This window comes from Pseudomonas sp. B34(2017) (assembly GCF_002112915.1).
GTDB classification, from domain to species: Bacteria; Pseudomonadota; Gammaproteobacteria; order Pseudomonadales; family Pseudomonadaceae; genus Aquipseudomonas; species Aquipseudomonas pharyngis.
The window spans coordinates 471,210-495,568 of record NZ_NEJA01000005.1 but is presented as its reverse complement, the minus strand read 5'-3'; the positions used below and the strand labels follow the sequence as shown (position 1 = coordinate 495,568).

21 protein-coding genes are annotated in these 24,359 nt (G+C 61.7%); 8 read left to right on the top strand and 13 right to left on the bottom strand.

The window, feature by feature from the left end; translation table 11 throughout:
* The first annotated feature begins 406 nt into the window (after positions 1–406).
* Positions 407–2,368: a choline transporter BetT gene (betT, locus tag CAF80_RS18830; protein WP_170844916.1), complete on the top strand. Its 1,962-nt coding sequence runs from the start codon at positions 407–409 to the stop codon at positions 2,366–2,368.
* Positions 2,369–2,391: 23 nt separating this feature from the next.
* On the opposite strand, the gene CAF80_RS18825 is transcribed toward betT, so the two are convergent.
* Positions 2,392–2,652, bottom strand: coding sequence for a hypothetical protein (locus CAF80_RS18825; RefSeq protein ID WP_007952727.1), 261 nt, complete (start codon positions 2,650–2,652; stop codon positions 2,392–2,394).
* 87 nt (positions 2,653–2,739) lie between these two features.
* Positions 2,740–3,777: a LacI family DNA-binding transcriptional regulator gene (locus CAF80_RS18820; protein WP_074689436.1), complete on the bottom strand. Its 1,038-nt coding sequence runs from the start codon at positions 3,775–3,777 to the stop codon at positions 2,740–2,742.
* Between the two features lie 206 nt (positions 3,778–3,983).
* Here CAF80_RS18820 and CAF80_RS18815 point away from each other — a divergent pair, with 206 nt between their 5' ends.
* Genes CAF80_RS18815 through mgrA form a run of 3 tightly spaced genes read left to right on the top strand, consistent with a single transcriptional unit; the run spans position 3,984 to position 8,607 of the window.
* On the top strand, positions 3,984–6,209 hold the full coding sequence (locus tag CAF80_RS18815) for a TonB-dependent receptor (RefSeq protein WP_085667654.1): 2,226 nt from the start codon (positions 3,984–3,986) through the stop codon (positions 6,207–6,209).
* Position 6,210: 1 nt separating this feature from the next.
* Positions 6,211–7,530: an LLM class flavin-dependent oxidoreductase gene (locus CAF80_RS18810; protein ID WP_085667655.1), complete on the top strand. Its 1,320-nt coding sequence runs from the start codon at positions 6,211–6,213 to the stop codon at positions 7,528–7,530.
* Positions 7,531–7,569: 39 nt separating this feature from the next.
* Positions 7,570–8,607 (top strand): L-glyceraldehyde 3-phosphate reductase, encoded by a 1,038-nt coding sequence (gene mgrA, locus CAF80_RS18805; protein WP_008087334.1) that lies wholly within the window; start codon positions 7,570–7,572, stop codon positions 8,605–8,607.
* Between the two features lie 143 nt (positions 8,608–8,750).
* Here the strand turns inward: mgrA and tauD are convergent, their stop codons facing one another.
* From tauD to CAF80_RS18770, 7 genes are all read right to left on the bottom strand, one after another.
* Positions 8,751–9,593, bottom strand: coding sequence for a taurine dioxygenase (gene tauD / locus CAF80_RS18800; protein WP_074689444.1), 843 nt, complete (start codon positions 9,591–9,593; stop codon positions 8,751–8,753).
* A gap of 57 nt (positions 9,594–9,650) precedes the next feature.
* Positions 9,651–10,490 carry a taurine ABC transporter permease TauC gene (tauC, locus tag CAF80_RS18795; RefSeq protein ID WP_085647943.1) on the bottom strand — a complete coding sequence of 280 codons (840 nt, stop codon included), beginning with the start codon at positions 10,488–10,490 and terminating at the stop codon, positions 9,651–9,653.
* Positions 10,487–11,281, bottom strand: coding sequence for a taurine ABC transporter ATP-binding subunit (gene tauB / locus CAF80_RS18790; RefSeq protein WP_011331959.1), 795 nt, complete (start codon positions 11,279–11,281; stop codon positions 10,487–10,489). The genes tauC and tauB overlap by 4 nt, the downstream gene beginning before the upstream one ends.
* Positions 11,282–11,297: 16 nt before the next feature.
* Positions 11,298–12,275, bottom strand: coding sequence for a taurine ABC transporter substrate-binding protein (tauA, locus tag CAF80_RS18785; RefSeq protein WP_007952702.1), 978 nt, complete (start codon positions 12,273–12,275; stop codon positions 11,298–11,300).
* Between the two features lie 341 nt (positions 12,276–12,616).
* Positions 12,617–14,200, bottom strand: a complete 1,584-nt coding sequence (gene gshA, locus CAF80_RS18780) for a glutamate--cysteine ligase (protein ID WP_085667656.1) — start codon at positions 14,198–14,200, stop codon at positions 12,617–12,619.
* Between the two features lie 214 nt (positions 14,201–14,414).
* Positions 14,415–14,798, bottom strand: a complete 384-nt coding sequence (locus CAF80_RS18775; RefSeq protein ID WP_064382742.1) for a PaaI family thioesterase — start codon at positions 14,796–14,798, stop codon at positions 14,415–14,417.
* Positions 14,798–17,122: a Tex family protein gene (locus tag CAF80_RS18770; RefSeq protein ID WP_085667657.1), complete on the bottom strand. Its 2,325-nt coding sequence runs from the start codon at positions 17,120–17,122 to the stop codon at positions 14,798–14,800. The genes CAF80_RS18775 and CAF80_RS18770 overlap by 1 nt, the downstream gene beginning before the upstream one ends.
* A gap of 360 nt (positions 17,123–17,482) precedes the next feature.
* Between CAF80_RS18770 and ompR the strand changes: the two genes are divergently transcribed.
* Both ompR and CAF80_RS18760 read left to right on the top strand, forming a co-directional pair.
* Positions 17,483–18,223, top strand: a complete 741-nt coding sequence (gene ompR / locus CAF80_RS18765; RefSeq protein WP_007952694.1) for a two-component system response regulator OmpR — start codon at positions 17,483–17,485, stop codon at positions 18,221–18,223.
* A gap of 114 nt (positions 18,224–18,337) precedes the next feature.
* Positions 18,338–19,651 carry an ATP-binding protein gene (locus tag CAF80_RS18760; RefSeq protein ID WP_039764576.1) on the top strand — a complete coding sequence of 438 codons (1,314 nt, stop codon included), beginning with the start codon at positions 18,338–18,340 and terminating at the stop codon, positions 19,649–19,651.
* Positions 19,652–19,740: 89 nt separating this feature from the next.
* Here CAF80_RS18760 and rimK read toward each other — a convergent pair whose 3' ends face one another.
* From rimK to CAF80_RS18745, 3 genes are read right to left on the bottom strand one after another with little or no spacing between them, the layout of a single operon-like run.
* A complete protein-coding gene (gene rimK, locus CAF80_RS18755) occupies positions 19,741–20,646 on the bottom strand; it encodes a 30S ribosomal protein S6--L-glutamate ligase (protein WP_007949201.1) in 906 nt (301 codons plus the stop codon).
* Positions 20,643–21,089: an ATP-dependent zinc protease gene (locus tag CAF80_RS18750; RefSeq protein WP_170844915.1), complete on the bottom strand. Its 447-nt coding sequence runs from the start codon at positions 21,087–21,089 to the stop codon at positions 20,643–20,645. Before CAF80_RS18750 ends, rimK begins: the two co-directional genes overlap by 4 nt.
* A gap of 49 nt (positions 21,090–21,138) precedes the next feature.
* The gene (locus tag CAF80_RS18745; protein WP_007952688.1) at positions 21,139–21,918 is read right to left on the bottom strand and encodes an EAL domain-containing protein; all 780 of its coding nucleotides are present in this window, start codon (positions 21,916–21,918) and stop codon (positions 21,139–21,141) included.
* A 116-nt stretch (positions 21,919–22,034) separates the two neighbouring features.
* Between CAF80_RS18745 and CAF80_RS18740 the strand changes: the two genes are divergently transcribed.
* Positions 22,035–22,442 (top strand): RNA-binding S4 domain-containing protein, encoded by a 408-nt coding sequence (locus CAF80_RS18740; RefSeq protein ID WP_011331966.1) that lies wholly within the window; start codon positions 22,035–22,037, stop codon positions 22,440–22,442.
* 71 nt (positions 22,443–22,513) lie between these two features.
* Here CAF80_RS18740 and CAF80_RS18735 read toward each other — a convergent pair whose 3' ends face one another.
* Positions 22,514–23,314 carry a phosphatase PAP2 family protein gene (locus CAF80_RS18735; RefSeq protein WP_064592738.1) on the bottom strand — a complete coding sequence of 267 codons (801 nt, stop codon included), beginning with the start codon at positions 23,312–23,314 and terminating at the stop codon, positions 22,514–22,516.
* A gap of 104 nt (positions 23,315–23,418) precedes the next feature.
* On the opposite strand from CAF80_RS18735, the gene hslO reads away from it, so the two are divergent.
* Positions 23,419–24,321, top strand: coding sequence for an Hsp33 family molecular chaperone HslO (gene hslO / locus CAF80_RS18730; protein WP_011331968.1), 903 nt, complete (start codon positions 23,419–23,421; stop codon positions 24,319–24,321).
* Positions 24,322–24,359: the final 38 nt, after the last annotated feature.

The window sequence follows — 24,359 nt, the reverse complement described above, 5'->3', positions numbered from 1 at the left end:
ATTACACCTGATCGTTCCCACGCTCTGCGTGGGAACGCCTCCAGGGTCGCTCCGCGTTCCGGACGTCCCCCGAATTACAGAGTGGCCTGCAATATGACGCGGAGCGTCAAGGGCGGCATTCCCACGCAGAGCGTGGGAACGATCACTTGGGAACGATCGTCCTCGCCACAGCGTCATACCCCCTCTTGAGCTAGCGTACGAAAGGTACCGCTGAGCCCTGCGATTAGTCCTTGGCGCGCTATCCATGTTTAACTTGAACGTTCATTCAAGTTAAACCGGCGGTTCGCCGCCCGCTCACAACAGGAGGCTTGCCTTTGCTGAGTCCGATCATTTCAGCCATTTTCCAACCCCTTGAGGTGCACCGTTCATGAGTGCATCGTCTACCCCCGCCAGCGGTCTGGTACGCATGAATCCGCCGGTGTTCTGGTTCGCCGCGACGGTGATCCTGCTGTTCGGCCTGACCGTCATCGCCATGCCGGAACAGGCCGGCACCTGGCTTCTCGAAGCGCAAAACTGGGCGGCCAACACGGTCGGCTGGTACTACATGCTCGCCATGACCCTGTATCTGATCTTCGTGGTGGTTACCGCGTTGTCGGGCTACGGCAAGATCAAACTCGGTGCCGACCACGACGAACCCGAATTCAGTTACCTGTCCTGGGCCGGCATGCTGTTCGCCGCCGGGATCAGCATCACGCTGTTTTTCTTCTGCGTGTCCGAACCGCTGACCCACATGCTTCAGCCGCCGCAAGGCGAGGCCGGCACGGCGGACGCGGCGCGTCAGGCGATGCAGATTCTGTTTCTACACTGGGGCCTGCACGGCTGGGGCGTGTTCGCTTTCGTCGGCATGGCGCTGGCGTATTTCGCTTATCGGCACAACCTGCCACTGGCCCTGCGTTCGGCGCTGTATCCGCTGATCGGCAAACGCATCAACGGCCCCATCGGCTACGCGGTGGACGGCTTCGGCATCATCGCCACGGTGTTCGGCCTCGGCGCGGACATGGGCTTCGGCGTGCTCCATCTCAACTCCGGTCTGGACTACCTGTTCGGCATCGCCCACACCCAGTGGATTCAGGTCGGCCTGATCACGCTGATGATGGGCGCGGCGATCATCGTCGCCGTCTCGGGTGTGGATAAAGGCGTGCGGGTCATGTCCGACATCAACATGCTGCTGGCCTGCGCGCTGCTGCTGTTCGTGTTGTTCGCCGGCCCCACCCAGCATTTGCTCAACACCCTGATCCAGAACCTGGGCGACTACCTCGGCGCGTTGCCGATGAAGAGTTTCGACCTCTACGCCTACGACAAACCGAGCGACTGGCTCGGCGGCTGGACGGTGTTCTACTGGGCCTGGTGGATTGCATGGTCGCCGTTCGTGGGCCTGTTCATCGCACGGATTTCCCGTGGCCGGACCATTCGCGAATTCGTCTTCGGCGTGCTGCTGATTCCGCTCGGTTTCACCCTGGCGTGGATGTCGATCTTCGGCAACAGCGCCATCGACCAGGTGCTCAATCACGGTATGTCAGCATTGGGCATGTCGGCCCTCGACAACCCGTCGATGACCCTTTACCTGCTGCTGGAAACCTACCCGTGGAGCAAAACCGTCATCGCGGTAACGGTGTTCATCAGCTTCGTGTTCTTCGTCACCTCCGCCGACTCCGGCACCGTGGTGCTCTCGACCCTGTCGGCCAAGGGCGGCAACCCGGATGAAGACGGGCCGAAATGGCTGCGGGTGTTCTGGGGCGCGATGACCGCGCTGGTGACCAGCGCACTGCTGTTCTCCGGCAGCATCGATGCGTTGAAGTCGGCGGTGGTGCTGACCTCGCTGCCGTTCTCGATGATCTTGCTGCTGATGATGTGGGGCCTGCACAAGGCGTTTTACCTGGAGTCGCAGAAGCAGATCGCGCAACTGCATTCGCTGGCGCCGGTGTCCGGTTCACGGCGTGGCAAGGGCGGCTGGCGTCAGCGTCTGAGCCAGGCTGTGCACTTCCCGTCGCGCGACGAGGTGTACCGCTTCATGGACACCACGGTGAAACCGGCCATCGAAGAAGTGACGGCCGTGTTCGCCGAGAAAGGCCTGAACGTGGTCACCCAACCGGACCCGGCACACGACAGCGTCAGCCTGGAAATCGGTCATGGCGAGCAGCATCCGTTCATCTATCAGGTGCAGATGCGCGGCTACTTCACGCCGTCGTTCGCCCGTGGCGGCATGGGTTCCAAGCAGCTCAACAATCGCCGCTACTACCGCGCCGAAGTGCATCTGAGCGAGGGCAGTCAGGACTACGATCTGGTCGGTTACACGAAAGAGCAGATCATCAACGACATCCTCGACCAGTACGAACGGCACATGCAGTTCCTGCATCTGGTGCGTTGATCGGGGCAGGGCGCCGGGACGATTCAGGTCTCGGCGCTCAGCACCATGAACAACACCATCGCCGCCAGCGGCACGCCATACACGGCGCTGCCGATCGCAATCTCCGACCCCAACGGCTGCCCGGCGTGGACCACGCCGACCGCACCATTGATCACCGTCAACGCCAGCCACAACGCCGCGAAACCATAGGCCAGCGTCTGCCGACTGAAGCCGATGCGCTCGCCGATGTAAAACATCAGCGCCAGCAGGATCAGGCCGAAGAAGATGATGATTGCGGTGTGCATGGGGAGGCCTGCGGCATAGTCGGTGTTTGGTCGGGCGCCTTCGCGGTTTCATTTAGAGCATAGCCAAACCCGCCCACGCCATATTCGTCAGGTACTTTCCCGCTCTATGACCGTGCACTGCAGCAGATTCAACCGCTGTACCTCATCGCTCGGCAACACGCCAAGGCTTTCCAGCACCCGCGTCGCTGCCAGTACACCGATCTCCAGCGCCGGCGGTTTGATGGTGCTCAGGCTCGGCAGCAGCATCTCGGCGAACGGGTAGTCGCCGAAACCGAGGACGGCGCAGTCTTCGGGGATCTTGAGGCCGGCGCGTTGTCCGGCCAGCAGGCCGCCGGCGGCGAGGTTGTCGTTGGCGAAGATGATCGCGTCCGGGCGGGGTGAGGCGTTCATCAGCGCTTCCATTGCTTGCTTGCCGGCCTCGAATGGGGCGCGATCGGCGTCCGGTGCGAACACCCACGGTTCCAGGCCCAACTCACGCACGGTCGCCGCATAACCGTCGCGGCGCTCCAGTGCGCTGAAGTCGCCGGGTGCGCTGTTCTGCACGAAGGCGATGCGTCGATAGCCTTTGTTGTGCAAATAACGAGCGGCGCTGACACCCACTTCGAAGTGCGAAAAGCCGATCTGCATCGGCTCGCGATCCGGCTGGTAATCCCAAGTTTCGATCACCGGGATATCCGCTTCGGCAAGCATCTTTTCTGTGCCCTCGCTGTGGAAGTGACTGGTCACCACCAGCGCCGCCGGCGACCAGCCGAGGAAGGCCCGCACGGCGTTTTCTTCCTGTTCAGTGCTGAAGTAACTCGAGGCAAGAAGTAGCTGGTAGCCGTGACGGCTGAGGGTGTCGCTGAAGCCCTGAATGGTGTTGGCGAAGATCGGCCCGGAGATGTTCGGGATCACCATGCCGACGATTTTCCCCCGCGCCGAGGCGAGCCCGCCGGCCACCAGATTCGGCACATAACCCAGTTCGGCGACTACCGCCGCGATGCGCTCGCGGCGTTCCGGCGAGACCTGTTCCGGCTGGTTGAAGTAACGCGACACGGTGATCGCCGAAACACCGGACTGGCGCGCCACCGCGTTGAGGGTCACGCGACCGGCGCCACGGCGTTTGCGGGGCTTTTCTTCGCTCAAGGCTCGATCCTTTTTAAAAACCAAAACGCATATAAAAGTAATTTTTCAGTATTGGACGGTCTATGTCCGGCTTGCCAATACTGGCGATGTTAGCGCTAACAAGGCGCGTTGTCTGCTACTCGCTCGAGCGAATGCCCAAGACACCGATACAGGCGCTGTCGTCGCAGAACGGCAGCGGTTCAGGGCAACTTTTCGAGCGGGCAAACATGCACAACATTCCTGGGGCGACACACACATTGGCGCAATCGATCCGCGCTGCGGGCTGGCTACTCACCGGGCTGGCCGCGCTGCCGTTGCCTGCCGCGTTCGCCGCCGATAGCACCGATCCGGAGCCGACCCTCAAATCCGTCACGGTCACCGCCACCCGCCGCGAAGAGTCGCTGCAAAAAGTGCCGGTGGCGGTATCGGTGATCGACGGCGAGCAGCTGGAACGCGACAACCGCAACAGCGTGGCGAGCATCGTCCAGCAAGTGCCGTCGCTGAATTTCCGCACCGGCGCGTCGAACAAGGACACCTCGCTGTTCGTGCGCGGCGTGGGCACGATCTCCACCTCGCCAGGCGTCGAGCCGACCGTGGCCACGGTGATTGATGGCGTGGTCTACGCCCGTCCCGGCCAGTCGACCCTCGATCTGCTGGACCTGGAACGCGTCGAAGTCTTGCGCGGCCCGCAAGGCACGCTGTTCGGCAAGAACGCTTCGGCCGGCGTGCTGAACATCACCAGCAAGGCGCCGACCGCCGAGACCCACGGCTACATCGATCAGTCGTATTACAGCGGCAATGAAAGCCGCACCCGGTTCGGCATCGGTGGCAGCCTGATTCCGGACACGCTCAAGGGCTCGATCAGCACCTTGTTCGGCACTTACGACGGCAACGTCGACAACCAGCATAACGGTCAGGAGGTAAACGGCTACAACCATCGCGGCGTGCGCGGCAAACTGGAATTCACCCCGAACGACGACGTCACCTTCACCCTGATCGCCGACTACATGCAGTCCCACGATGACGGCCCCAACGGCGTCGTGACCAAGTCGTTGACCCCGGCCTTCGCCAATGCGTTGAGCCCGGTCAGTGCCACCAGCCACAACCGCGACATCAACACCGACACCCGCTCCCACGTCGAGGACACCAACAAGGGCCTGTCCGGCCAGCTCGACTGGCAACTGGGCGATTACACCCTGACCTCGATCACCGCGTGGCGTGGCTGGGACAACACTCAGTATCAGGACGGCGACCGCCTCGGCACGGTGACGGCGGCGTTCCCCGGCACGGCGGACAAGGGTGATCTGGCCTTCGACCAGTACTCGCAGGAGCTGCGCCTGGCGTCGCCGAAAGGCGAGTTCCTCGAATACGTTGGCGGCCTGTTCTACATGCATGGCAAGGACGAGGAAACCTATCAGCGCACGCTGACCACCACCACGCGGACTGATCGCGGCGTCGCCGATTACAGCACCACCAGCGACAGCTACGCAGTGTTCGGCGAAAGCACGTTGAATTTCACCTCGGACTTCCGTGGTATCGCCGGCCTGCGCTACACCCACGACGATCTCGAATACGATCACCGTCGTGTTTCCACTTCCGCCACCACCGTCAGCGGTATTCAACCGGCCACCCGCAGTTCCGGGTCGGTGGACGAGGATGGCTGGTCCGGTCGGCTCGGTTTGCAGTACGACCTGAGCGATACCGTCACCACTTATCTGACCTATTCGCGTGGCTACAAAGGCCCGGCCTACAACGTGTTCTTCAACATGCAGCCGCGCGACACCGAAGCGTTGAAACCGGAGACGTCCAACACCTGGGAGGCGGGGATCAAAGCCTCGTCCTGGAACAATCGCCTGACCACCAACCTCGCGGTTTTCCACAGCGACTACGACAACTATCAGGCGAATTTTTTCGACACCGTCGCCGGGCAAGTGGTGACGCGCCTGATCAACGCCGGCAGCGTCAGCACCGAAGGTGTAGAACTTGATTTCGCCCTGCAGGCGACCCAGCAACTGAAGTTCTCCGGCGCGCTGGCCTACACCCGCGCCCGCATCGACGAGTTCGCCTGCCCGGCGGGCGCGGCGGCGTCGTGCAACGTCAACGGCAAACCGCTGCCGTTCAGCCCGGACTGGAAAAGCTACGTGCGGGCCGACTACACGATTCCGCTGGATAACGGCCTGGATATCGAACTCGGCACCGACTACAGCTGGCAGAGCGAAGTGCAGTACGACATCAGCCAGAACGCCGACACCAAGCAGGGCGCCTACGGTCTCTGGAACGCCAGCGTGGCCCTGGCCGATTACACCAACGGCTGGCGCGTGGCGTTGCTCGGCAAGAACCTCACCGACAAGTCGTATTCGCCATTGCTCGCCAGCGGAGGCAACTACATCTACCGCGCTGTGCCTCGTGACGACGAGCGCTACTTCGGCGTGCAACTGCGCAAGGACTTCTGAGATGAGCAGACAGCTGAAACTCGGCGCGTTCCTCATGGCCACCGGGCACCACGTCGCCGCGTGGCGTCATCCGGACGTTCCGGCCAACGCGGGACTGGATTTCGCCCATTACAAACGCCTGGCACAGATTGCCGAGGCAGCGAAGTTCGATACGTTGTTCGTTGCCGACAGCGTTGCCGCGCCGACCCAGGACATCGCCAGTCGCATGGCCCGTTCCGATCATTTCGAGCCGCTGACCTTGCTCTCGGCGTTGAGCGCGGTGACCGAGCACATCGGCCTGATCGCTACCGCCACCACCAGCTACAACGAGCCGTATCACGTGGCGCGCAAGTTCGCTTCGCTCGATCACCTGTCCGGCGGGCGAGCGGGGTGGAATCTGGTGACCTCGGACAACGCCGCCGAAGCGCAGAATTTTGGCCGCGACGAACACATCGGCCATGTCGAACGCTACAGCCGCGCCCGGGAATTTCATCAGGTGGTCACCGGGCTCTGGGACAGTTGGCAGGACGATGCCTTCATTCGCGACAAGGTCACTGGCGCGTATTACGACCCGGAAAAACTGCATGTGCTGGATCACGTCGGTGAGCACTTCCGGGTCAAGGGCCCGCTGAACGTCGCGCGTTCGCCACAGGGTCAGCCGGTGATCGTGCAGGCCGGCTCGTCGGAAACCGGACGTGAACTGGCGGCGCAGACCGCCGAAGTGGTGTTCACCGCGCAGACTTCACTGGCCAGCGCCCAGGCGTTTTACGCCGACCTCAAGGGGCGCTTGCCGAAGTACGGACGCAGTGCCGATTCGCTGAAAATCATGCCCGGCGTGTTTGTCGTGGTCGGGCAGACGGAAGCCCAAGCGCAGGAAAAATGTGAAACGTTTCAGCAATTGGTCGAACCCGAGGTTGGCGTCGCCCTTCTTGGGCGTATGCTGGGCAACTTCGATCTGTCGAAGTACCCGCTGGACGGGCAGCTGCCGGAGTTGCCGCTGACTGACAGCGGCCAGCAAAGCCGACAGAAACTGTTGACCGAACTGGCCGGCCGAGAACATCTGACCCTGGCCGAACTGGGTCGCAGAATCGCTGGCGGTCGCGGGCATTACAGCGTCGTCGGCACTCCGGCGCAGATTGCCGACCGCTTGCAGGAGTGGTTCGAGCAGGGCGCGGCGGACGGCTTCAATGTGCTGGTGCCGCACCTGCCCGGCGGGCTCGAAGACTTCGCCAATGGCGTGGTCCCGGAACTGCAACGGCGTGGGCTGTTCAGAATCGAATACGAGGGCCGGACCTTGCGCCAGAACCTTGGCCTCGCCCGGCCCGGTAACAGATTTGCGTAGCAATCGACACCCGATTCAAGACCGACAAGAGAGGATTCGATGACTTACACCGCTGCCGAAAACCGCTATGACTCCATCCCTTACCGCCGCGTCGGACGCAGCGGTCTGGTGCTGCCGGCGCTGTCCCTGGGCCTGTGGCACAACTTCGGCGACAGCACGCCGATCGACACCCAGCGCTCGTTGCTGCGCACGGCGTTCGACCTGGGCATCAACCACTTCGACCTGGCCAACAACTATGGCCCGCCCTACGGCAGCGCCGAGATCAACTTCGGTCGTCTGCTGCGCGAAGACTTCAAGCAGTACCGCGATGAACTGATCATCTCCAGCAAGGCCGGTTGGGACATGTGGCCCGGTCCTTACGGCCAGGGCGGCGGCTCGCGTAAATACGTGCTGGCCAGCCTCGACCAAAGCCTGCAACGCCTGGGCCTGGATTATGTGGATATCTTCTATTCGCACCGCTTCGACCCGGACACCCCGCTGGAAGAAACCGCCAGCGCCCTTGCCACGGCGGTGCAGCAGGGCAAGGCGCTGTACATCGGCATCTCGTCGTACTCCGGAGTGAAAACCCGCGAGATCGCCGCGTTGCTCAAAGAGTGGAAAGTGCCGCTGCTGATTCACCAACCGGCGTACAACCTGCTCAACCGCTGGGTGGAAAAGGACCTGCTCGACACCACCGATGAGCTCGGCACCGGCGTGATTGCCTTCACCCCGCTGGCGCAAGGCCTGCTGACCGACAAGTACCTCAACGGCGTGCCGGCGGATGCGCGGGTCAATCGTCCGGGTGGTGGTTCGTTGCAGGCTTCGCATTTGTCCGAGGCGAACATCGCTCACGTGCGGGCGCTGAACGAGATCGCCAAACGTCGTGGGCAGAGCCTGGCGCAACTGGCGTTGGCGTGGACGCTGCGCGATCCGCGGGTGACCTCGGCGCTGATTGGCGCGAGCCGACCAGAGCAGATTATCGAGAACGTCGGGGCGTTGAAGAATTTGAGTTTCAGTGCTGAGGAACTGGCGGAGATTGACCGGTTTGCTCAGGAGGGCGGGATTAATCTTTGGGAGAAGCCTTCGACGGCAGAATAACGACACACAGATCGTTCCCACGCTCCGCGTGGGAATTCAGCCCGGGACGCTCCGCGTCCCCTGCCAAGCCGAACGCGGAGCGTCCGTAGAGGCGTTCCCACGCAGAGCGTGGGAACGATCAATCTTGCTCTTGCGTTAAAGGCTCAGCGAAAAAACGGCACATCCCCCAACACCGTAGCCCGCTGCATCACCCGCCGCGCCGGACGGTAATCATCCACCGCGTAATGCTGCGTCACGCGGTTGTCCCAGAACGCAATGTCATCCTTCTGCCAGCGCCAGCGAATGGTGAATTCCGGCCGCGTCGCATGCGCGAACAAGAACTTCAACACCGCTTCGCTCTCGGTCTCCGACAGCTCATTGATCTTCGACGTGAACCCTTCGTTGACGAACAACGAGCGCCGTCCGCTCACCGGGTGCGTGCGAATCACCGGGTGCGACAGCGGTGGATTCTTGCGCCGTGCCGCTTCCCACTGCGCCAGCGCTTCGGGCGTGTTGCCGTAGCGTTCCAGCGGAAACGAGCGGGTGAAATCGTGAGTCGCGGTCAGCCCTTCGAGCAGCGCTTTCATCGGCGCCGACAGCGCCTCATATGCTGCAATCCCGCTGGCCCACAACGTGTCGCCACCGAACTCCGGCAACAGCTTGGCGCTGAGCACCGCGCCCATGGCCGGGGTCGGCAGGAAGGTCACGTCGGTGTGCCAGATCGCGTTGTCGCGCACGTCGGTGACGGCGGTGTCGAGGATCAGCACTTCCGGTTGTTCCGGTACGTTCGGGTAGATCGGGTGAATGTGCAGATCGCCGAAGTAGGCGGCGAAGCGCGCCTGCTGCGACGGCTCGATCGGTTGATTGCGGAAGAACAGCACCTGGTATTTGAGCAGTGCCTGCTCGATGGCGTCGCGCTGTTCCAGGTTCAGCGGCTGGCTGATGTCGACGCCGCTGATCTGTGCGCCGAGGGCCGAGCTTAACGGGGTGATGTTCAGGCTGCTCATGGTGGTTCTCTTCAATTCCGGGGCCCCGAAACTGTCGGGGTAGTCAGTGCTGAAAAATCAGTGGGCCTGGCCGTGCCACGGCACCAGTTTGCGTTGCAGGGCGCGCAGGCCCATTTCCATGGCGAAGGCGATCAGGGCGATGACCAGAATCCCCAGTACCACCACATCGGTGACCAGGAACTGCGCGGCCGACTGCACCATGAAGCCCAGGCCGCTGGTGGCCGCGATCAGTTCGGCGGCGACCAGCGTCGACCAGCCCACACCCAAGCCAATGCGCACACCGGTCAGAATGTCCGGCAGGGCGCTTGGCAAAATCACATGGCGGATCAGTTGCGCGCGGGTGGCGCCCAGCGACTGCGCGGCGCGCAATTTGGCCGGGTCGACGGTGCGCACACCGGTGGCGGTGGCAATCGCGATCGGAGCGAAAATCGCCAGGTAGATCAGCAGCACTTTCGACAACTCGCCGATGCCGCACCAGATCACGATCAGCGGCAAATAGGCCAGTGGCGGAATCGGCCGGTAGAACTCGATCAGCGGATCCAGCACGCCACGGGCGATGCGGTTGGCGCCGATGGCGATGCCCACCGGCACCGCGGTCAGAATCGCAAAACCCAGGCCCAGGCCGATTCGGCTGAGGCTCGCGCCCAGGTGCTGCCACAACGTCGAATCCATGTAGCCCGTAGTCGCCAGCAACCAGCCTTTTTGCAGCACGGCGGACGGTGGTGGCAGGAACAGCGGCTCGATCAGGCCAGTGGCCGTCACCGCCCACCAGATCACCAGCAAGGCGAACAGGGTCAGCAGGCTGATCCAGCGGGTGCTGAGACGGCGGCGCACGGGAATCACCACCGATGTGGCGGCGGGTTTCACTGCGGTGGCGGAAACGTCGTAACTGCTCATGCGCGCTCCTGCCGCTGAACGGCGCTGCGTTGCGAGAACACTTTGGCCAGCACGTGTTCGCGGGTTTCGATAAAACGCGGGTCGGATTTGATGGCTCGTGCCGACTCACCGGCGGCGTAACGCTGGCCGAAGTCGAGATGCAGACGCTCGACGATCTGCCCCGGATTCGGCGCCAGCAGAATCAGGTCAGTGGCGAGGAACACCGCTTCTTCAATGTCGTGGGTAATCAGGAACACCGGTTTGGCGGTGCGTTGCCAGACTTGCAGTAACAGCTCCTGCATCTGTTCACGGGTGAAGGCGTCAAGGGCGCCGAAGGGCTCGTCCATCAGCAATACACGTGGGTCGGCGGCGAGAGCGCGGGCCAGGCCAACACGCTGTTTCTGGCCGCCGGACAGCTGCCAGATGCGACGATGTTCAAAACCGGAAAGGTCGACCAGTGCGAGCATTTCCCGAGCGCGCTGTTCGCGTTTGTCCTTGGCCACACCGGCCAGTTCCAGACCGAAAGCGACGTTGGCCAGCACGTCCTGCCAGGGCAACAGGGCGTCGTCCTGGAACACCACGCCGCGTTCGGCGCTCGGACCTTTGACCGGCACGTTGTCGAGGGTGATGCGGCCGGCGCTCGGTTCGACGAAACCGGCAATCAGGTTCAACAGCGAAGTCTTGCCACTGCCGGACGGGCCGAGGGCCACCAGCAATTGCTGCGGGCCGAGGGTCAGGGAAATGTCGGACAGTACCGGTTCCGGGCTGCCGGGATACTGTGCGCTGATGCGCTCCAGCTGTAGCAAGGCCATCGCAATTAACTCCCGATCAGTTGGTGATGTACTTGGCGCTGACGTACGGCGCGTAGTCCGGCAGTACCGCTTCGACCTTGCCTTGCTCCTTGAGGAACGCAGCGGTGTCGGTGATGGCTTTGGTAGTCGGCGCGCCGAGGTCACTGACCTGATCCGCCGCCAGCGGGTAGACGTTGCCTTGCAGCAGCAAAGGAATGTCGCTGGCCTTGGCGCCCGAAAGCTTCACAAGCTTGTCGACGTTGCTCTGATTGGCCAGCCAGGCTTTCGGATCCTTGCGATAGTCGGCGTAGGCGTCGAGGGTAACCTTGGCGAAGGCGGTGACGATTTCCGGGTGCTTCTCGGCGAAGTCCTTGCGCACGATCCAGGCATCGAAGGTCGGCGCGCCGAACTTGGCCAGTTCACCGGAAGTGATCAGCACTTTGCCGTTTTCCTTGGCCACACCCAGCGCCGGATCCCAAACGTAGGTGGCGTCGATGTCACCGCGTTTCCACGCGGCAATGATCGCCGGCGGGGCGAGGTTGAGCACGGTGACTTTCGAAGGATCGATGTTCCAGTGCTTCAGCGCGGCCAGCAGGCTGTAGTGACCGGTGGACACGAACGGCACGGCGATTTTCTTGCCGACCAGATCCTGCGGCGTCTTGATGCCCGAGCCGTCACGGGCGACCAGCGCTTCGGCGGCGCCGATCTGGGTGGCGATGAGGAAGGTTTCCACCGGAACTTTGCGGGTGATCGCAGCGGTCAGCGGGCTGGAACCGAGGTAGCCGATCTGCACGTCGCCGGAGGCGATGGCGGCAATGATGTCGGCACCGTTGTCGAATTTGCGCCAGTTGATGTCGGCTTTGGTGGCTTTTTCATAGGCGCCGTCGGCCTGGGCGACTTTCGCCGGGTCAACGGTGGTCTGGTAGGCGACGGTGAGGTCGGCGGCCTGAGCCAGGAAACTCGCAGCAGCCAGAGAGGCCACGGCCAGCAGGCGAAGCGGGAAATTCAGTTTCATTCAAGAGCTCCATATCAGGCGACCGAGCGTCGGCGTGAAAGGAGACTAAATGATCTAAGAATCTAAAAATAAATAACTTTTTAGAATGAGCTTATGAGCGGAAAAATCTAAGCCGGGGGTATTTGATAGTTCCCACGCTCTGCGTGGGAATTCAGCTTGTGACGCTCCGCGTCACTGGGACGCAGAGCGTCCCTTGAGGCTTTTTTTGATCGTTCCCACGCTCTGCGTGGGAATGCAGCTCGTGACGCTCCGCGTCACTTGGACGCGGAGCGTCCATTGAGGCGTTACCACGCAGACGGTTCGACGCCTCGACGTGGGAACGATCAAAGAACCTTCTGATGTCAGTTGCTGATCGCCAGAATGCTCGCCTGATACGACCCGACAAACACGTCGAAATCGCCCACCTCGTTCTGCTCCAGCTCCGCCTGTTGCGCCAGCGAAGACCGCGCCAGTTCTTCGAACTTCGCTTGCTCTTCAGCCGCCAACGGCTCGCTGCGGAAGAACTCCGCGTGGGCCTGGCTCTGGCGCAGGGAGAATTGCGCGAAGCTTTCCTTGTGCGCGGCCATTGCCGCCAGCACCTGGGCCGAAGGCGTCAGGGATGAATCCTTGACCTTGGCCAGTTGCGCATCGAGCGCCTTGCTATGGGCATCGCCGCCATGGCTTTGATCCAGCATCGCCGCCAGCGGAGCGATTTTTTCCAACAGTTCGGCAGCCCATTCCTTCAGCTCGACCGGTTGGCCGTCGCGCTGCAATTGCAGGCCCGGACGGCGACCTTCCTTGACCACGCTGAGGAAGTTGGAGGTGGCGTTGCCGCAGGAGTTGTTGGTCAGCAGCGGGCTTTCGTTCAGCGCGCAGTACAGCAGGAATGCGTCGAGGAAGCGCGACTCGGTGAGGTCGATGCCCATCGGCAGGAACGGGTTGATGTCCAGGCAGCGCACTTCGACGTACTGGATGCCACGGGCCATCAAGGCCTGGATCGGCCGCTCGCCGGTGTAGGTCACGCGTTTCGGGCGGATGTTGGAGTAGTACTCGTTTTCGATCTGCAGGATGTTGGTGTTCAGTTGCACCCACTCGCCATTCTGGTGCGTACCGATTTCAACGTACGGCGCGTACGGCGTGGCCACCGCTTGGCGCAGGCTGTCGGTGTAGCTCGCCAGATCGTTGTAGCACGGGGTCAGGCCCGCCTGGGCGTTGCTCTGGTAACCGAGGTCGCTCATGCGCAGGCTGGTGGCGTAGGGCAGGTAGAGGGTGTCCGGATCCAGCTGTTCCAACTGGTGCGAGCGACCGCGCAGGAAACCCGCGTCCAGCGCCGGCGAAGCGCCGAACAGGTACATCAGCAGCCAGCTGTAGCGGCGGAAATTACGGATCAGCGCGATATAGGACGACGACTGGAAATCCCGGTCGGTGCCGACGAAGCCTTCGGCTTCTTTCAGCAGCGGCCAGAGCTTTTCCGGCAGGGAGAAGTTGTAGTGAATCCCGGCGATGCACTGCATGGTCTTGCCGTAACGCAGGGCCAGGCCCTTGCGGTAGACGTACTTGAGCTGACCGATGTTGGAGGTGCCGTAATAGGCGATCGGGATGTCTTCCTCGGCCGGCAACGGGCACGGCATCGATGGACTCCACAGGTACTCGTTGCCGAGCTTGCTGTAGGCGAAGCGATGAATCTTGTCCAGGCTGGCCAGGGTATCGGCCGGGTCCGGCAGGGCGGGCGTGATGAACTCCAGCAGCGACTCGGAATAGTCGGTGGTGATCTGTTCGTTGGTCAGCGCGGAACCCAGGGCTTCAGGGTGCGGCGTCTGGGCCAGGCGGCCTTCGCCGGTCACCCGCAGGCATTCACGTTCGATACCGTGAAGGCACTGCTCAAGCAGAGAGAGGTTAGCGCGCTCGCCGAGCAGAGCCAGGCGGCGGTTGAGAAGTTCGCTCAATTTGGATTCCTTCACGCGTCAGTCGCCCCAATATGGGGGTGGGCAGGACGGTCTACAAGGGTGAAGTTGAAACTGGCGTTTTCGCCTGGTTTTCGGGCCATGAAAGCCCCATTGGAAACGCCAACTTCAGTCCCTGAATCTGGCAGACGCGGGCGAGGAAAACTCCGACGCTGCGATCACAGCGCCGAAATTAACTCAAAATGATGAACAACATCTACAGGACAGCGAACGTGCCTTGCGCTTTTGCGACCAGTTTGTCGCCCTGCATCACGTCGGCTTCGACCACCAGCGTGCGCCGGCCCGGGTGGATCACCCGCGCCGTGCACATCACCTCGCCTTCAGAGACGGCGCGGATGTAGTTGATCTTGCACTCGATGGTTGCGCTCTGCTGGTCGAAGCCGTGGGTGCTGGAACAGGCCAGCCCCATGGCGATATCGACCAGACTGAACAGCGCGCCGCCGTGCAGCTTGCCGCCGCGATTGCGCAGTTCGGGTTCCAGCGCCAGGGCGACTTGCGCCACCCCGGTTTCCAGGCTGTGCAGACGGCAGCCCAACAGCTTGAAAAACGCGCTCTCGACAAGCCCGGCCGGCATTTCCATCAGCGTTTCTTCAACTGCTTGGCGTTGGCGAACAGCGAGGCCATTGCGTTATTCACCGGAGCCGCCGGGGTGCTTTCCTTGCGTGGCGCCGAACCCTGCGACTGGCGTGGCGCCGAGCCCGGACGCGAGCCACGGGCACCGTCGATCTTCTCGCCCGGGGTGTCGCTCATGCGCATCGACAGGCCGACGCGTTTGCGCGGGATGTCGACTTCCATGACCTTCACCTTCACCACGTCACCGGCCTTCACCGCCTCGCGCGGATCCTTGATGAACTTCTCCGACAGCGCCGAAATGTGCACCAGACCGTCCTGATGCACGCCGATGTCGACGAACGCACCGAACGCGGTCACGTTGGTCACGACGCCTTCGAGGATCATCCCCAGTTGCAGATCCTTCAGGTCCTCGACGCCTTCCTGGAACTCGGCGGTCTTGAACTCCGGACGCGGGTCGCGGCCCGGTTTTTCCAGCTCTTGCAGGATGTCGGTGACGGTGGGCAGACCGAAAGTCTCGTCGGTGAATTTCTTCGGATCCAGACGCTTGAGGAACGCCGCATCGCCGATCAGCGAGCGGATGTCACGGTCGGTTTCAGCGGCGATGCGCTGCACCAGCGGATAGGCTTCCGGGTGAACGGCCGAGGAGTCCAGCGGGTTGTCGCCGTTCATCACGCGCAGGAAGCCGGCGGCCTGTTCGAAGGTTTTCTCGCCCAGACGCGCGACTTTCTTCAGCGCCGCGCGGGTTTTGAACGCGCCGTGCTCGTCACGGTGGGCCACGATGTTCTGCGCCAGGGTCGCGTTGAGGCCGGAGATCCGCGCCAGCAGTGCCACGGAGGCGGTGTTCACGTCCACGCCCACGGCGTTCACGCAGTCCTCGACCACGGCGTCCAGGCCGCGCGCCAGTTTCAGCTGCGACACGTCGTGCTGGTACTGGCCGACACCGATGGATTTCGGGTCGATCTTCACCAGTTCGGCCAGTGGATCCTGCAGGCGACGGGCAATCGAAACCGCGCCACGGATCGACACGTCCAGATCCGGGAATTCCTTGGCTGCCAGTTCCGAGGCCGAGTACACCGATGCACCAGCTTCGGAAACCATGACCTTGGTCATTTTCATTGCTGGATATTTTTTGATCAGTTCGATGGCCAGCTTGTCGGTCTCACGGCTGGCGGTGCCGTTGCCGATGGCGATCAGGTCGACCGAGTGCTTGGCGCACAGGGCGGCCAGGATGGCGATGGTCTGATCCCATTTGTTGTGCGGCACGTGCGGGTAAACCGTGGCGTGATCCAGCAGTTTGCCGGTGGAGTCGACCACCGCGACCTTGCAGCCGGTACGCAGGCCCGGGTCGAGGCCCAGGGTTGCGCGCGGGCCGGCCGGGGCGGCCAGCAGCAGGTCGTGCAGGTTGTGGGCGAACACGTTGATCGCTTCGGTTTCGGCGCCGTCGCGCAGCTCGCCCAGCAGGTCGGTTTCCAGGTGGGTGTAGAGCTTGACTTTCCAGGTCCAGCGCACCACTTCACCGAGCCATTTGTCGGCCGGACGGTTCTGGTTCTGGATGCCGACGTGCTGGCCGATCATGCCTTCGCACGGGTGCAGGGTGCCCGGCAGCTCTTCGTCGACTTTCAGTGCAGAGCTGAGAATGCCTTCGTTGCGGCCACGGAAAATCGCCAGTGCGCGGTGCGACGGCATGCTTTTCAGTGGTTCGTCGTGTTCGAAGTAATCGCGGAACTTGGCGCCTTCCTCTTCCTTGCCGGCGATTACGCGGGCACTGAGAGTGGCTTCCTGCTTCAGGTAGGTGCGCAGTTTTTCCAGCAGGTTGGCGTCTTCGGCGAAGCGCTCCATGAGGATGTACTTGGCGCCTTCCAGTGCTGCCTTGGCATCGGCCACGCCTTTTTCGGCGTCGACGAAGCGCGCGGCTTCGGTTTCCGGGGTCAGCGACGGGTCGTTGAACAGACCGTCGGCCAGTTCGCCGAGGCCGGCTTCCAGGGCGATCTGGCCCTTGGTGCGGCGCTTCTGCTTGTACGGCAGGTACAAGTCTTCGAGGCGGGTCTTGGTGTCGGCGAGTTTGATTTCGCGCTCCAGCTCAGGGGTGAGTTTGCCCTGCTCCTGGATGCTGGAAAGAATGCTGATGCGCCGTTCGTCGAGTTCTCGCAGGTAGCGCAGACGCTCTTCCAGATGACGCAGTTGGGTGTCATCGAGGCTGCCGGTCACTTCTTTCCGGTAACGGGCGATGAAGGGAACAGTAGAGCCTTCATCGAGTAGCGCGACGGCCGCTTCGACCTGTTGTGGGCGTACGCCGAGTTCCTCGGCGATGCGGCTGTTGATGCTGTCCATAAAACCACCTGACAAATTGTGAAAGCAGGCTCGCAGGCGCGTGAATTAAGGCCCGGAGTCTGGTGGGGCGGCTTGATGCTGGCCGCTGCCTGGGTCAAAAGGCATCCCATTGACCCGTGAAATCGAACAATTACTGCGGCGCCCATGAAAATAAGGGACGGCCACCTGCGGTAACGATTCAGACGTTGCCTGGCACAAAAGGCCGCGCATTATAACCAGCGTTCTGTCATTCGGGGGCGACGCAGTCTGTAGGCACAAGCCCCGGTTTTCTGGCAGTGAAGGAAAAATCTGCTAACAATGCACACGGTGCGTATAACGGCAGCTACGCCATAATGCGCGCCGAGCTAAAAGGAGCATCCAATGAGCAGCACTGCACAAACTGCTGAAGGCGAAAAAATTCTCATCGTTGACGACGATCCGGGGCTGAGCAGCCTGCTGGAACGCTTTTTCGTCAGCAAGGGCTACCGTGCCCGCGCCGTACCGAACACCGAGCAGATGGATCGTCTGCTGTCGCGTGAAGTGTTCAACCTGGTCGTCCTCGACCTGATGCTGCCCGGCGAAGACGGCCTGACTGCTTGCCGTCGCCTGCGTGGCGCGAACAATCAGATTCCGATCATCATGCTGACCGCCAAGGGCGACGAGCTGAGTCGTATCAAGGGCCTGGAACTGGGCGCCGACGACTATCTGGCCAAACCGTTCAACCCGGACGAGCTGATGGCCCGCGTCAAGGCCGTGTTGCGCCGTCAGGCCGCACCGGTGCCGGGCGCGCCGGGCAGTGAAGAAGAAAACGTCACGTTCGGCGACTACGTGCTCTCCCTGGCCACCCGCGAACTCAAACGCGGCGATGAAGTGCACATGCTCACCACCGGTGAGTTTGCGGTACTCAAGGCTTTGGTGATGAACGCCCGTCAGCCGCTGACCCGCGACAAGCTGATGAACCTGGCCCGTGGCCGTGAGTGGGATGCCCTTGAGCGTTCCATCGACGTGCAGATTTCCCGTCTGCGCCGGATGATCGAACCCGATCCGTCCAAGCCGCGTTACATCCAGACCGTCTGGGGTGTTGGTTATGTGTTCGTGCCGGATGGCAACTCCACCAAGTGATGGGTGATTTGTAGGAGCGAGTCTGCGGGGGACGGTCGGAAACGCCGTCCGCGCAGACTCGCAATCCGCAATATGCGAGCATTGCTCGCTCCTGCAAGTGTGTAGCGGTTATCCATGAAAACCCCCGTCTGGTTCCCCCAAAGTTTCTTCTCCCGCACCCTGTGGCTGGTGCTCATCGTCGTATTGTTTTCCAAGGCATTGACCCTGGTTTATCTGTTGATGAACGAGGACGTGCTGGTGGACCGCCAATACAGCCACGGCGTCGCCCTGACGCTGCGTGCCTACTGGGCCGCCGATGAAGAAAACCGCGCGAAAATCGCCGATGCCGCGACCTTGATCCGGGTGGTCGGCGCCGGTGTGCCGGAAGGCGAACAACATTGGCCCTACAGTGAAATCTACCAGCGGCAGATGCAGGCGGAGCTGGGCGCCGACACCGAAGTGCGCTTGCGCATGCACTCACCGCCGGCCTTATGGGTTCGCGCGCCGAGCCTCGGTGATGGCTGGCTGAAAGTGCCACTGTATCCACACCCGTTGCGTGGCCAGAAAATCTGGAACGTGCTCGGCTGGTTCCTGGCGATCGGTCTGCTGTCCACGGCGTCTGCGTGGATTTTCGTCAGTCAGCTCAACCAACCGTTGAAGCGTCTGGTCTACGCCGCCCGGCAACTCGGCCAGGGCCGCAGCGTGCGCCTGCCGATCAGTGACACCCCCAGCGAGATGGCCGAGGTTTATCGCGCCTTCAACCAGATGGCCGAAGACGTCGAGCAGGCCGGCCGCGAGCGTGAGCTGATGCTGGCGGGGGTCTCGCATGACTTGCGTACGCCGCTGACCCGTTTGCGGCTGTCGCTGGAGTTGATGGGGGACCGCACGGATCTGACCAACGATATGGTGCGCGACATCGAAGACATGGACGCCATCCTCGACCAGTTCCTCGCGTTCATTCGTGATGGTCGGGACGAGTCGGTGGAGGAAGTGGATCTAAGTGATCTGGTGCGTGAAGTCGCGGCACCGTACAACCAGAGTGAAGAGAAAGTGCGCCTGCGCCTGGAGCCGATCCAGCCGTTCCCGCTGCGTCGGGTGTCGATGAAGCGCTTGCTGAACAACCTGATTGGCAACGCGTTGAATCATGCCGGCGGCAGCGTGGACGTCGCGGCCTATGTCTCCGGGGACACGAGTGCGCCGTACGTGGTGCTGAGCGTAATGGACCGTGGGGCGGGAATCGCCCCGTCGGAACTTGAGGCGATTTTCAACCCGTTCACCCGAGGTGATCGGGCGCGGGGCGGAAAAGGTACCGGCCTGGGGCTGGCGATCGTCAAGCGGATTGCTTCGATGCACGGCGGCAATGTTGAACTGCGCAACCGCTCCGGTGGCGGGCTGGAGGCGCGGGTTCGATTGCCGCTGGGGTTGATGCTGCCAAGAGATGCCGTTTAACGGCAGCGGCAGCGGCAAGCGGCAAGCTACAAGCCAAAGCTGCTTTCACTCGCCGCTTGCAGCTCGTAGCTCGCCGCTCCCCAGTGCCCCTATCCCTTGCCTTTTGTGCGGGTCATGTTCGGCCCGCCATTCTTCTCAAGGTGTTCGATGATGATCCCCGCCACGTTTTTGCCCGTGGTGGTTTCGATCCCTTCCAGGCCCGGTGACGAGTTCACCTCCATCACCAGCGGCCCGTGGTTGGAGCGCAGGATATCCACACCCGCCACCGCCAGCCCCATGACCTTTGCCGCACGCAGCGCGGTCATGCGTTCTTCCGGAGTGATCTTGATCAGGCTGGCACTGCCGCCACGGTGCAGGTTGGAGCGGAATTCGCCGGGCTTGGCCTGACGCTTCATGGCCGCGATCACCTTGTCGCCGACCACGAAGCAGCGGATGTCGGCGCCGCCAGCCTCCTTGATGTATTCCTGCACCATGATGTTCTGCTTCAGGCCCATGAACGCCTCGATCACCGACTCCGCAGCCGTTGCGGTTTCGCACAGCACCACGCCGATGCCCTGGGTGCCTTCGAGCACTTTGATCACCAGCGGCGCGCCGTTGACCATGTCGATCAGATCGGGAATGTCGTCCGGCGAGTGGGCGAAGCCGGTCACTGGCAAACCGATGCCCCGGCGCGACAGCAACTGCAGCGAACGCAGCTTGTCCCGCGAACGGGCGATGGCTACCGATTCGTTGAGCGGAAACACCCCCATCATTTCGAACTGACGCAACACCGCGCAGCCATAAAACGTCACCGACGCGCCGATCCGCGGGATCACTGCATCGAAACCTTCCAGCGGCTTGCCGCGGTAGTGGATCTGCGGCTTGTGGCTGGCAATGTTCATGTAGGCGCGCAAGGTGTCGATCACCACCATTTCATGCCCGCGTTCGGTTCCGGCTTCGACCAGACGGCGGGTGGAATACAGACGCGGGTTCCGCGACAGCACAGCGATCTTCATGCAACACCTGTGGAGGAGGTAGATACCGGGAACACCGGCTTGTCTTGTACATATTTGATGCCCGGATTGACCACCAGCTGGCCATCGATCAGGGCTTTGGAACCGAGCAACAGGCGATAGCGCATGGACTTGCGGCAGGCGAGGGTGAACTCGATCGGCCAGACCCGATCACCCAGGGCCAGGGTGGTGCTGATCACGTAGCGCACCTGGGCCTGGCCATTGGAACTCTTGATGGTCTTGCGGGCGACCAGCGGCGCTTCGCATCGCCGATGGCGCAACTGCACGACGGTGCCCAGGTGCGCGGTGAAGCGCACCCACTTCTCGCCGTCGCGTTCGAACGGCTCGATGTCGGTGGCATGCAGGCTGGAGGTGCTGGCGCCGGTGTCGATTTTTGCCCGAAGGCCGGCGACTCCCAGATCCGGAAGCGCCACCCACTCGCGCAGACCGATAACGGTCAAATGGTCAAATGTCTTCAATGGAAAAAACCAACGATTAACGCGTCCACGCTTCAGGGGACACCTGGGCTAACGCTTTGAATGCGGGTCTGGCGAACCAGTAACCCTGCATCAGAAATATTCCGCAGTCCGCCAGGAAATCCCGTTCACCCGCACTCTCTATGCCTTCGGCGATGACTGTAACGTCCAACTCCGCACAGATTGTGACAATCCCCCGAACGATAGCCTGACGAACACGGTCACGGTCGATATCGCGGATCAGCGCCATATCGAGCTTGATCAGGTCCGGTTGGAAATCGGCCAGCAGATTGAGCCCCGAATAGCCGGCACCGAAATCGTCGATGGCCGTCTTGAAGCCGAATTCGCGGTATTCACGCAGAATATTGGTCAAATGGCGATAGTTATCTACGTGCTCGCTTTCCAGTGTTTCGAAAATCAGCCGGTCGATCGGGAAATTGTGTTTTCTGGCAGCCTCCAGGGTGCTGCGAATGCATAACTCTGGACGATAGACGGCGTTGGGCATGAAGTTGATCGACAAGTGTGTCTGCATATTAAGTTCGGCCGCGCCTTCGATGGCGCGAGTCCGGCAGAGCTGGTCGAAACGGTAGCGGTTATCTTCTGTAACCTGATCCAGCACGGTTAATGCGCCTTCACCAGCCGCACCACGAACCAGTGCCTCGTAGGCGTACACCGACTCGTCACGCAGATCCACGATGGGCTGATAAGCGAACGAAAAATCGAAGCCCAGCGGCTCGCTTTGCTGGCAGCCCAGGCACCCGGATTTGGGCGAGGTCAATGAAGACGGAAATTTGGTCACTCGATCACTCCATGCCGTTGAACCGGCGAAGATCACAGTTTATCTGGAGGGCCGAGTTCTTGCGCCCGACAGAATCGGTAGTACAGTTCCGACTACTGGCTGAACGAGGAATTCATATGGCACAAAAAAGCGAAGAGGACGACAAGGTTCGTCTCGATAAGTGGCTGTGGGCCGCGCGTTTTTTCAAGACTCGCGCCTTGGCCAAAGCCGCCATCGAGAGTGGCAAGGTGCATTGTCGGGGAGAGCGCTGCAAGCCTGGCAAAGAACCACGCATTGGCGATGAATTCGAGATTCGCGCCGGCTTCGACGAAAAGACCGTTGTGGTTCAGGCCCTGTCGATCGTGCGTCGCGGAGCACCTGAGGCGCAGACGCTGTATGCCGAGACCGAGGCCAGCATTGCCAAGCGTGAAGCGGCTGCGGCGATGCGCAAGGCAGGCGCTCTGGGTGTGACCACCGACGGTAAACCGAGCAAGAAGCAGCGTCGGGATCTGTTTAAATTTCGTGGGAACAGTAGCGGCGAATAAAAAAACGCAGCCTGCCGGCCTGGGTGCAAGACCCCGCCGGCGGCTGCGCTTTTTTGTTCAGCAATGTTCGATTATTGCGCGGACACCACACTCATCCGCGAAACCACCGGCAGTTTGCCCAGCAGCCGGAAAACCGGTGCCGTGACCTTCAACCAGAAGTTCGCCGCGTGATAAGCAAACGGCGTGTAGTAACCCCAGCCCAGTGCCCACACCGCCAGCAGCATGCCGCCGATGTAATCGTCCTGGCCCCAATGAGCACCGGCGACCAGACGCGGCAGCATGAACAGCAGTGCCAGGCCCCAGATCACCAGAAACTGACCAGCCGTACGGCTGAACACGCCCATGAACAGCGCCCAGATCAGCAGCACCGAGGCGTGGTCACCGGGGAAACTCTGGCTCGAGCGATCCTTCAGCTCCCAGGTCTTCTCCAGATGCGGGAAGTAATCGCTGATATGCACGGCACCTTCGAGCACCATCGACGGGCTGCTGTGCTGCCAGCCCATGTGATCGGAGAACTTGGAAAACAGCGCGCGGATCACCACCATCAGCAGCAGGATCGAGAAAAAACCGAAAAAGGCGCGGCGCACGTCAATCGCCCTGAACACCCAGTCGCCCTTGATCAGCAGCGTCAGCAGAATCAGGCCGACGACGATGTCGAACGGTCGCAGACTTGCAATTGCCCAGATGTGGAGCCATATGGGGTTGCTGGCCAGCGGTGCGTTGAGTGAGCGGAACAGCCACTCGTCGAAAATCACACACAGCATCTGACCTGTAGGCCATAACCAGAAAGCCAGTAGTGCCAATGGCACAACGTTGCACAGAACCAGCCGGCCGAGGTTCCACCTTGATTGGAACAAACCCGGATTGTTCATAAAATGCCTCCCGTGGCTGAACATCGGCATCAAAAAGGATGCCAGAAGCGCGGGATTTTCATTCTTTGTAACCATTTTGTCATCACATTCAGATACCCAGACCTATGACCGATTTCCTCGATACCGATTACACCCAACGCTTCATCTTCGATGACAGCGACACGCGCGGCGAACTGGTGTCGCTGGAGCGCAGCTACGCCGAAGTGCTCGCCAAGCACCCGTACCCGGAACCGGTTGCGCAATTGCTGGGCGAACTGATGGCGGCCGCCTCGTTGCTGGTGGGCACCCTGAAATTCGATGGCTTGCTGATTCTTCAGGCCCGTTCCGAAGGCCCGATCCCGCTGTTGATGATCGAGTGCTCAAGCGAGCGCGAAATCCGCGGCCTGGCGCGCTATCACGCCGAGCAGATCCCGGCCGACGCGACCCTCGGCGACCTGATGCCGAACGGTGTCCTGGCCTTGACCGTTGACCCGATCGCCGGCCAGCGCTACCAGGGCATCGTCGACCTCGACGGCGAAACCCTGTCCGACTGCTTCACCAACTATTTCGTCATGTCCCAGCAGGTCGGCACTCGCTTCAAGCTGTGCGCCGACGGCCGTCGTGCCCGTGGTCTGCTGCTGCAGCAACTGCCGGCCGATCGCCTGAAAGACGAAGAAGAACGCGCCGCCAGCTGGCAGCACATCACCGCGCTGGGCAACACCCTGACCGCTGATGAACTGTTGAGCCTGGACAACGAAACGGTCCTGCACCGCCTCTACCATGAGGAGCAGGTTCGTCTGTTCGATGTGCAGAAGCTGCGCTTCCACTGCAGCTGCTCCCGCGAGCGTTCGGGTAACGCACTGGTCAGCCTGGGTCTGGAAGATGCGCAGGCGCTGGTGGCCGAGCAAGGTGGCCAAGTCGAGATCGATTGCCAGTTCTGCAACCAGCGCTACCTGTTCGACGCGGCAGATATCGCTCAATTGTTCGCTGGCGCGGGCGTCGAGACGCCGTCAGATACCCGGCACTAAAACGGTTCAGCGCAGGTAAATTCACTGCTCAACGACGG

What these genes read in the sequence shown, in the direction of transcription:
- CAF80_RS18740 (WP_011331966.1), top strand. Translation starts at nt 22,035, where the DNA reads ATGGCACAAAAAAGCGAAGAGGACGACAAGGTTCGTCTCGATAAGTGG.
- CAF80_RS18825 (WP_007952727.1), bottom strand. Translation starts at nt 2,652, where the DNA reads ATGCACACCGCAATCATCATCTTCTTCGGCCTGATCCTGCTGGCGCTG.
- CAF80_RS18735 (WP_064592738.1), bottom strand. Translation starts at nt 23,314, where the DNA reads ATGAACAATCCGGGTTTGTTCCAATCAAGGTGGAACCTCGGCCGGCTG.
- rimK (WP_007949201.1), bottom strand. Translation starts at nt 20,646, where the DNA reads ATGAAGATCGCTGTGCTGTCGCGGAACCCGCGTCTGTATTCCACCCGC.
- betT (WP_170844916.1), top strand. Translation starts at nt 407, where the DNA reads ATGAATCCGCCGGTGTTCTGGTTCGCCGCGACGGTGATCCTGCTGTTC.
- tauB (WP_011331959.1), bottom strand. Translation starts at nt 11,281, where the DNA reads ATGGCCTTGCTACAGCTGGAGCGCATCAGCGCACAGTATCCCGGCAGC.
- ompR (WP_007952694.1), top strand. Translation starts at nt 17,483, where the DNA reads ATGAGCAGCACTGCACAAACTGCTGAAGGCGAAAAAATTCTCATCGTT.
- mgrA (WP_008087334.1), top strand. Translation starts at nt 7,570, where the DNA reads ATGACTTACACCGCTGCCGAAAACCGCTATGACTCCATCCCTTACCGC.
- CAF80_RS18775 (WP_064382742.1), bottom strand. Translation starts at nt 14,798, where the DNA reads ATGGAAATGCCGGCCGGGCTTGTCGAGAGCGCGTTTTTCAAGCTGTTG.
- tauC (WP_085647943.1), bottom strand. Translation starts at nt 10,490, where the DNA reads ATGAGCAGTTACGACGTTTCCGCCACCGCAGTGAAACCCGCCGCCACA.
- CAF80_RS18760 (WP_039764576.1), top strand. Translation starts at nt 18,338, where the DNA reads ATGAAAACCCCCGTCTGGTTCCCCCAAAGTTTCTTCTCCCGCACCCTG.
- CAF80_RS18770 (WP_085667657.1), bottom strand. Translation starts at nt 17,122, where the DNA reads ATGGACAGCATCAACAGCCGCATCGCCGAGGAACTCGGCGTACGCCCA.
- hslO (WP_011331968.1), top strand. Translation starts at nt 23,419, where the DNA reads ATGACCGATTTCCTCGATACCGATTACACCCAACGCTTCATCTTCGAT.
- CAF80_RS18815 (WP_085667654.1), top strand. Translation starts at nt 3,984, where the DNA reads ATGCACAACATTCCTGGGGCGACACACACATTGGCGCAATCGATCCGC.
- CAF80_RS18810 (WP_085667655.1), top strand. Translation starts at nt 6,211, where the DNA reads ATGAGCAGACAGCTGAAACTCGGCGCGTTCCTCATGGCCACCGGGCAC.
- tauA (WP_007952702.1), bottom strand. Translation starts at nt 12,275, where the DNA reads ATGAAACTGAATTTCCCGCTTCGCCTGCTGGCCGTGGCCTCTCTGGCT.
- tauD (WP_074689444.1), bottom strand. Translation starts at nt 9,593, where the DNA reads ATGAGCAGCCTGAACATCACCCCGTTAAGCTCGGCCCTCGGCGCACAG.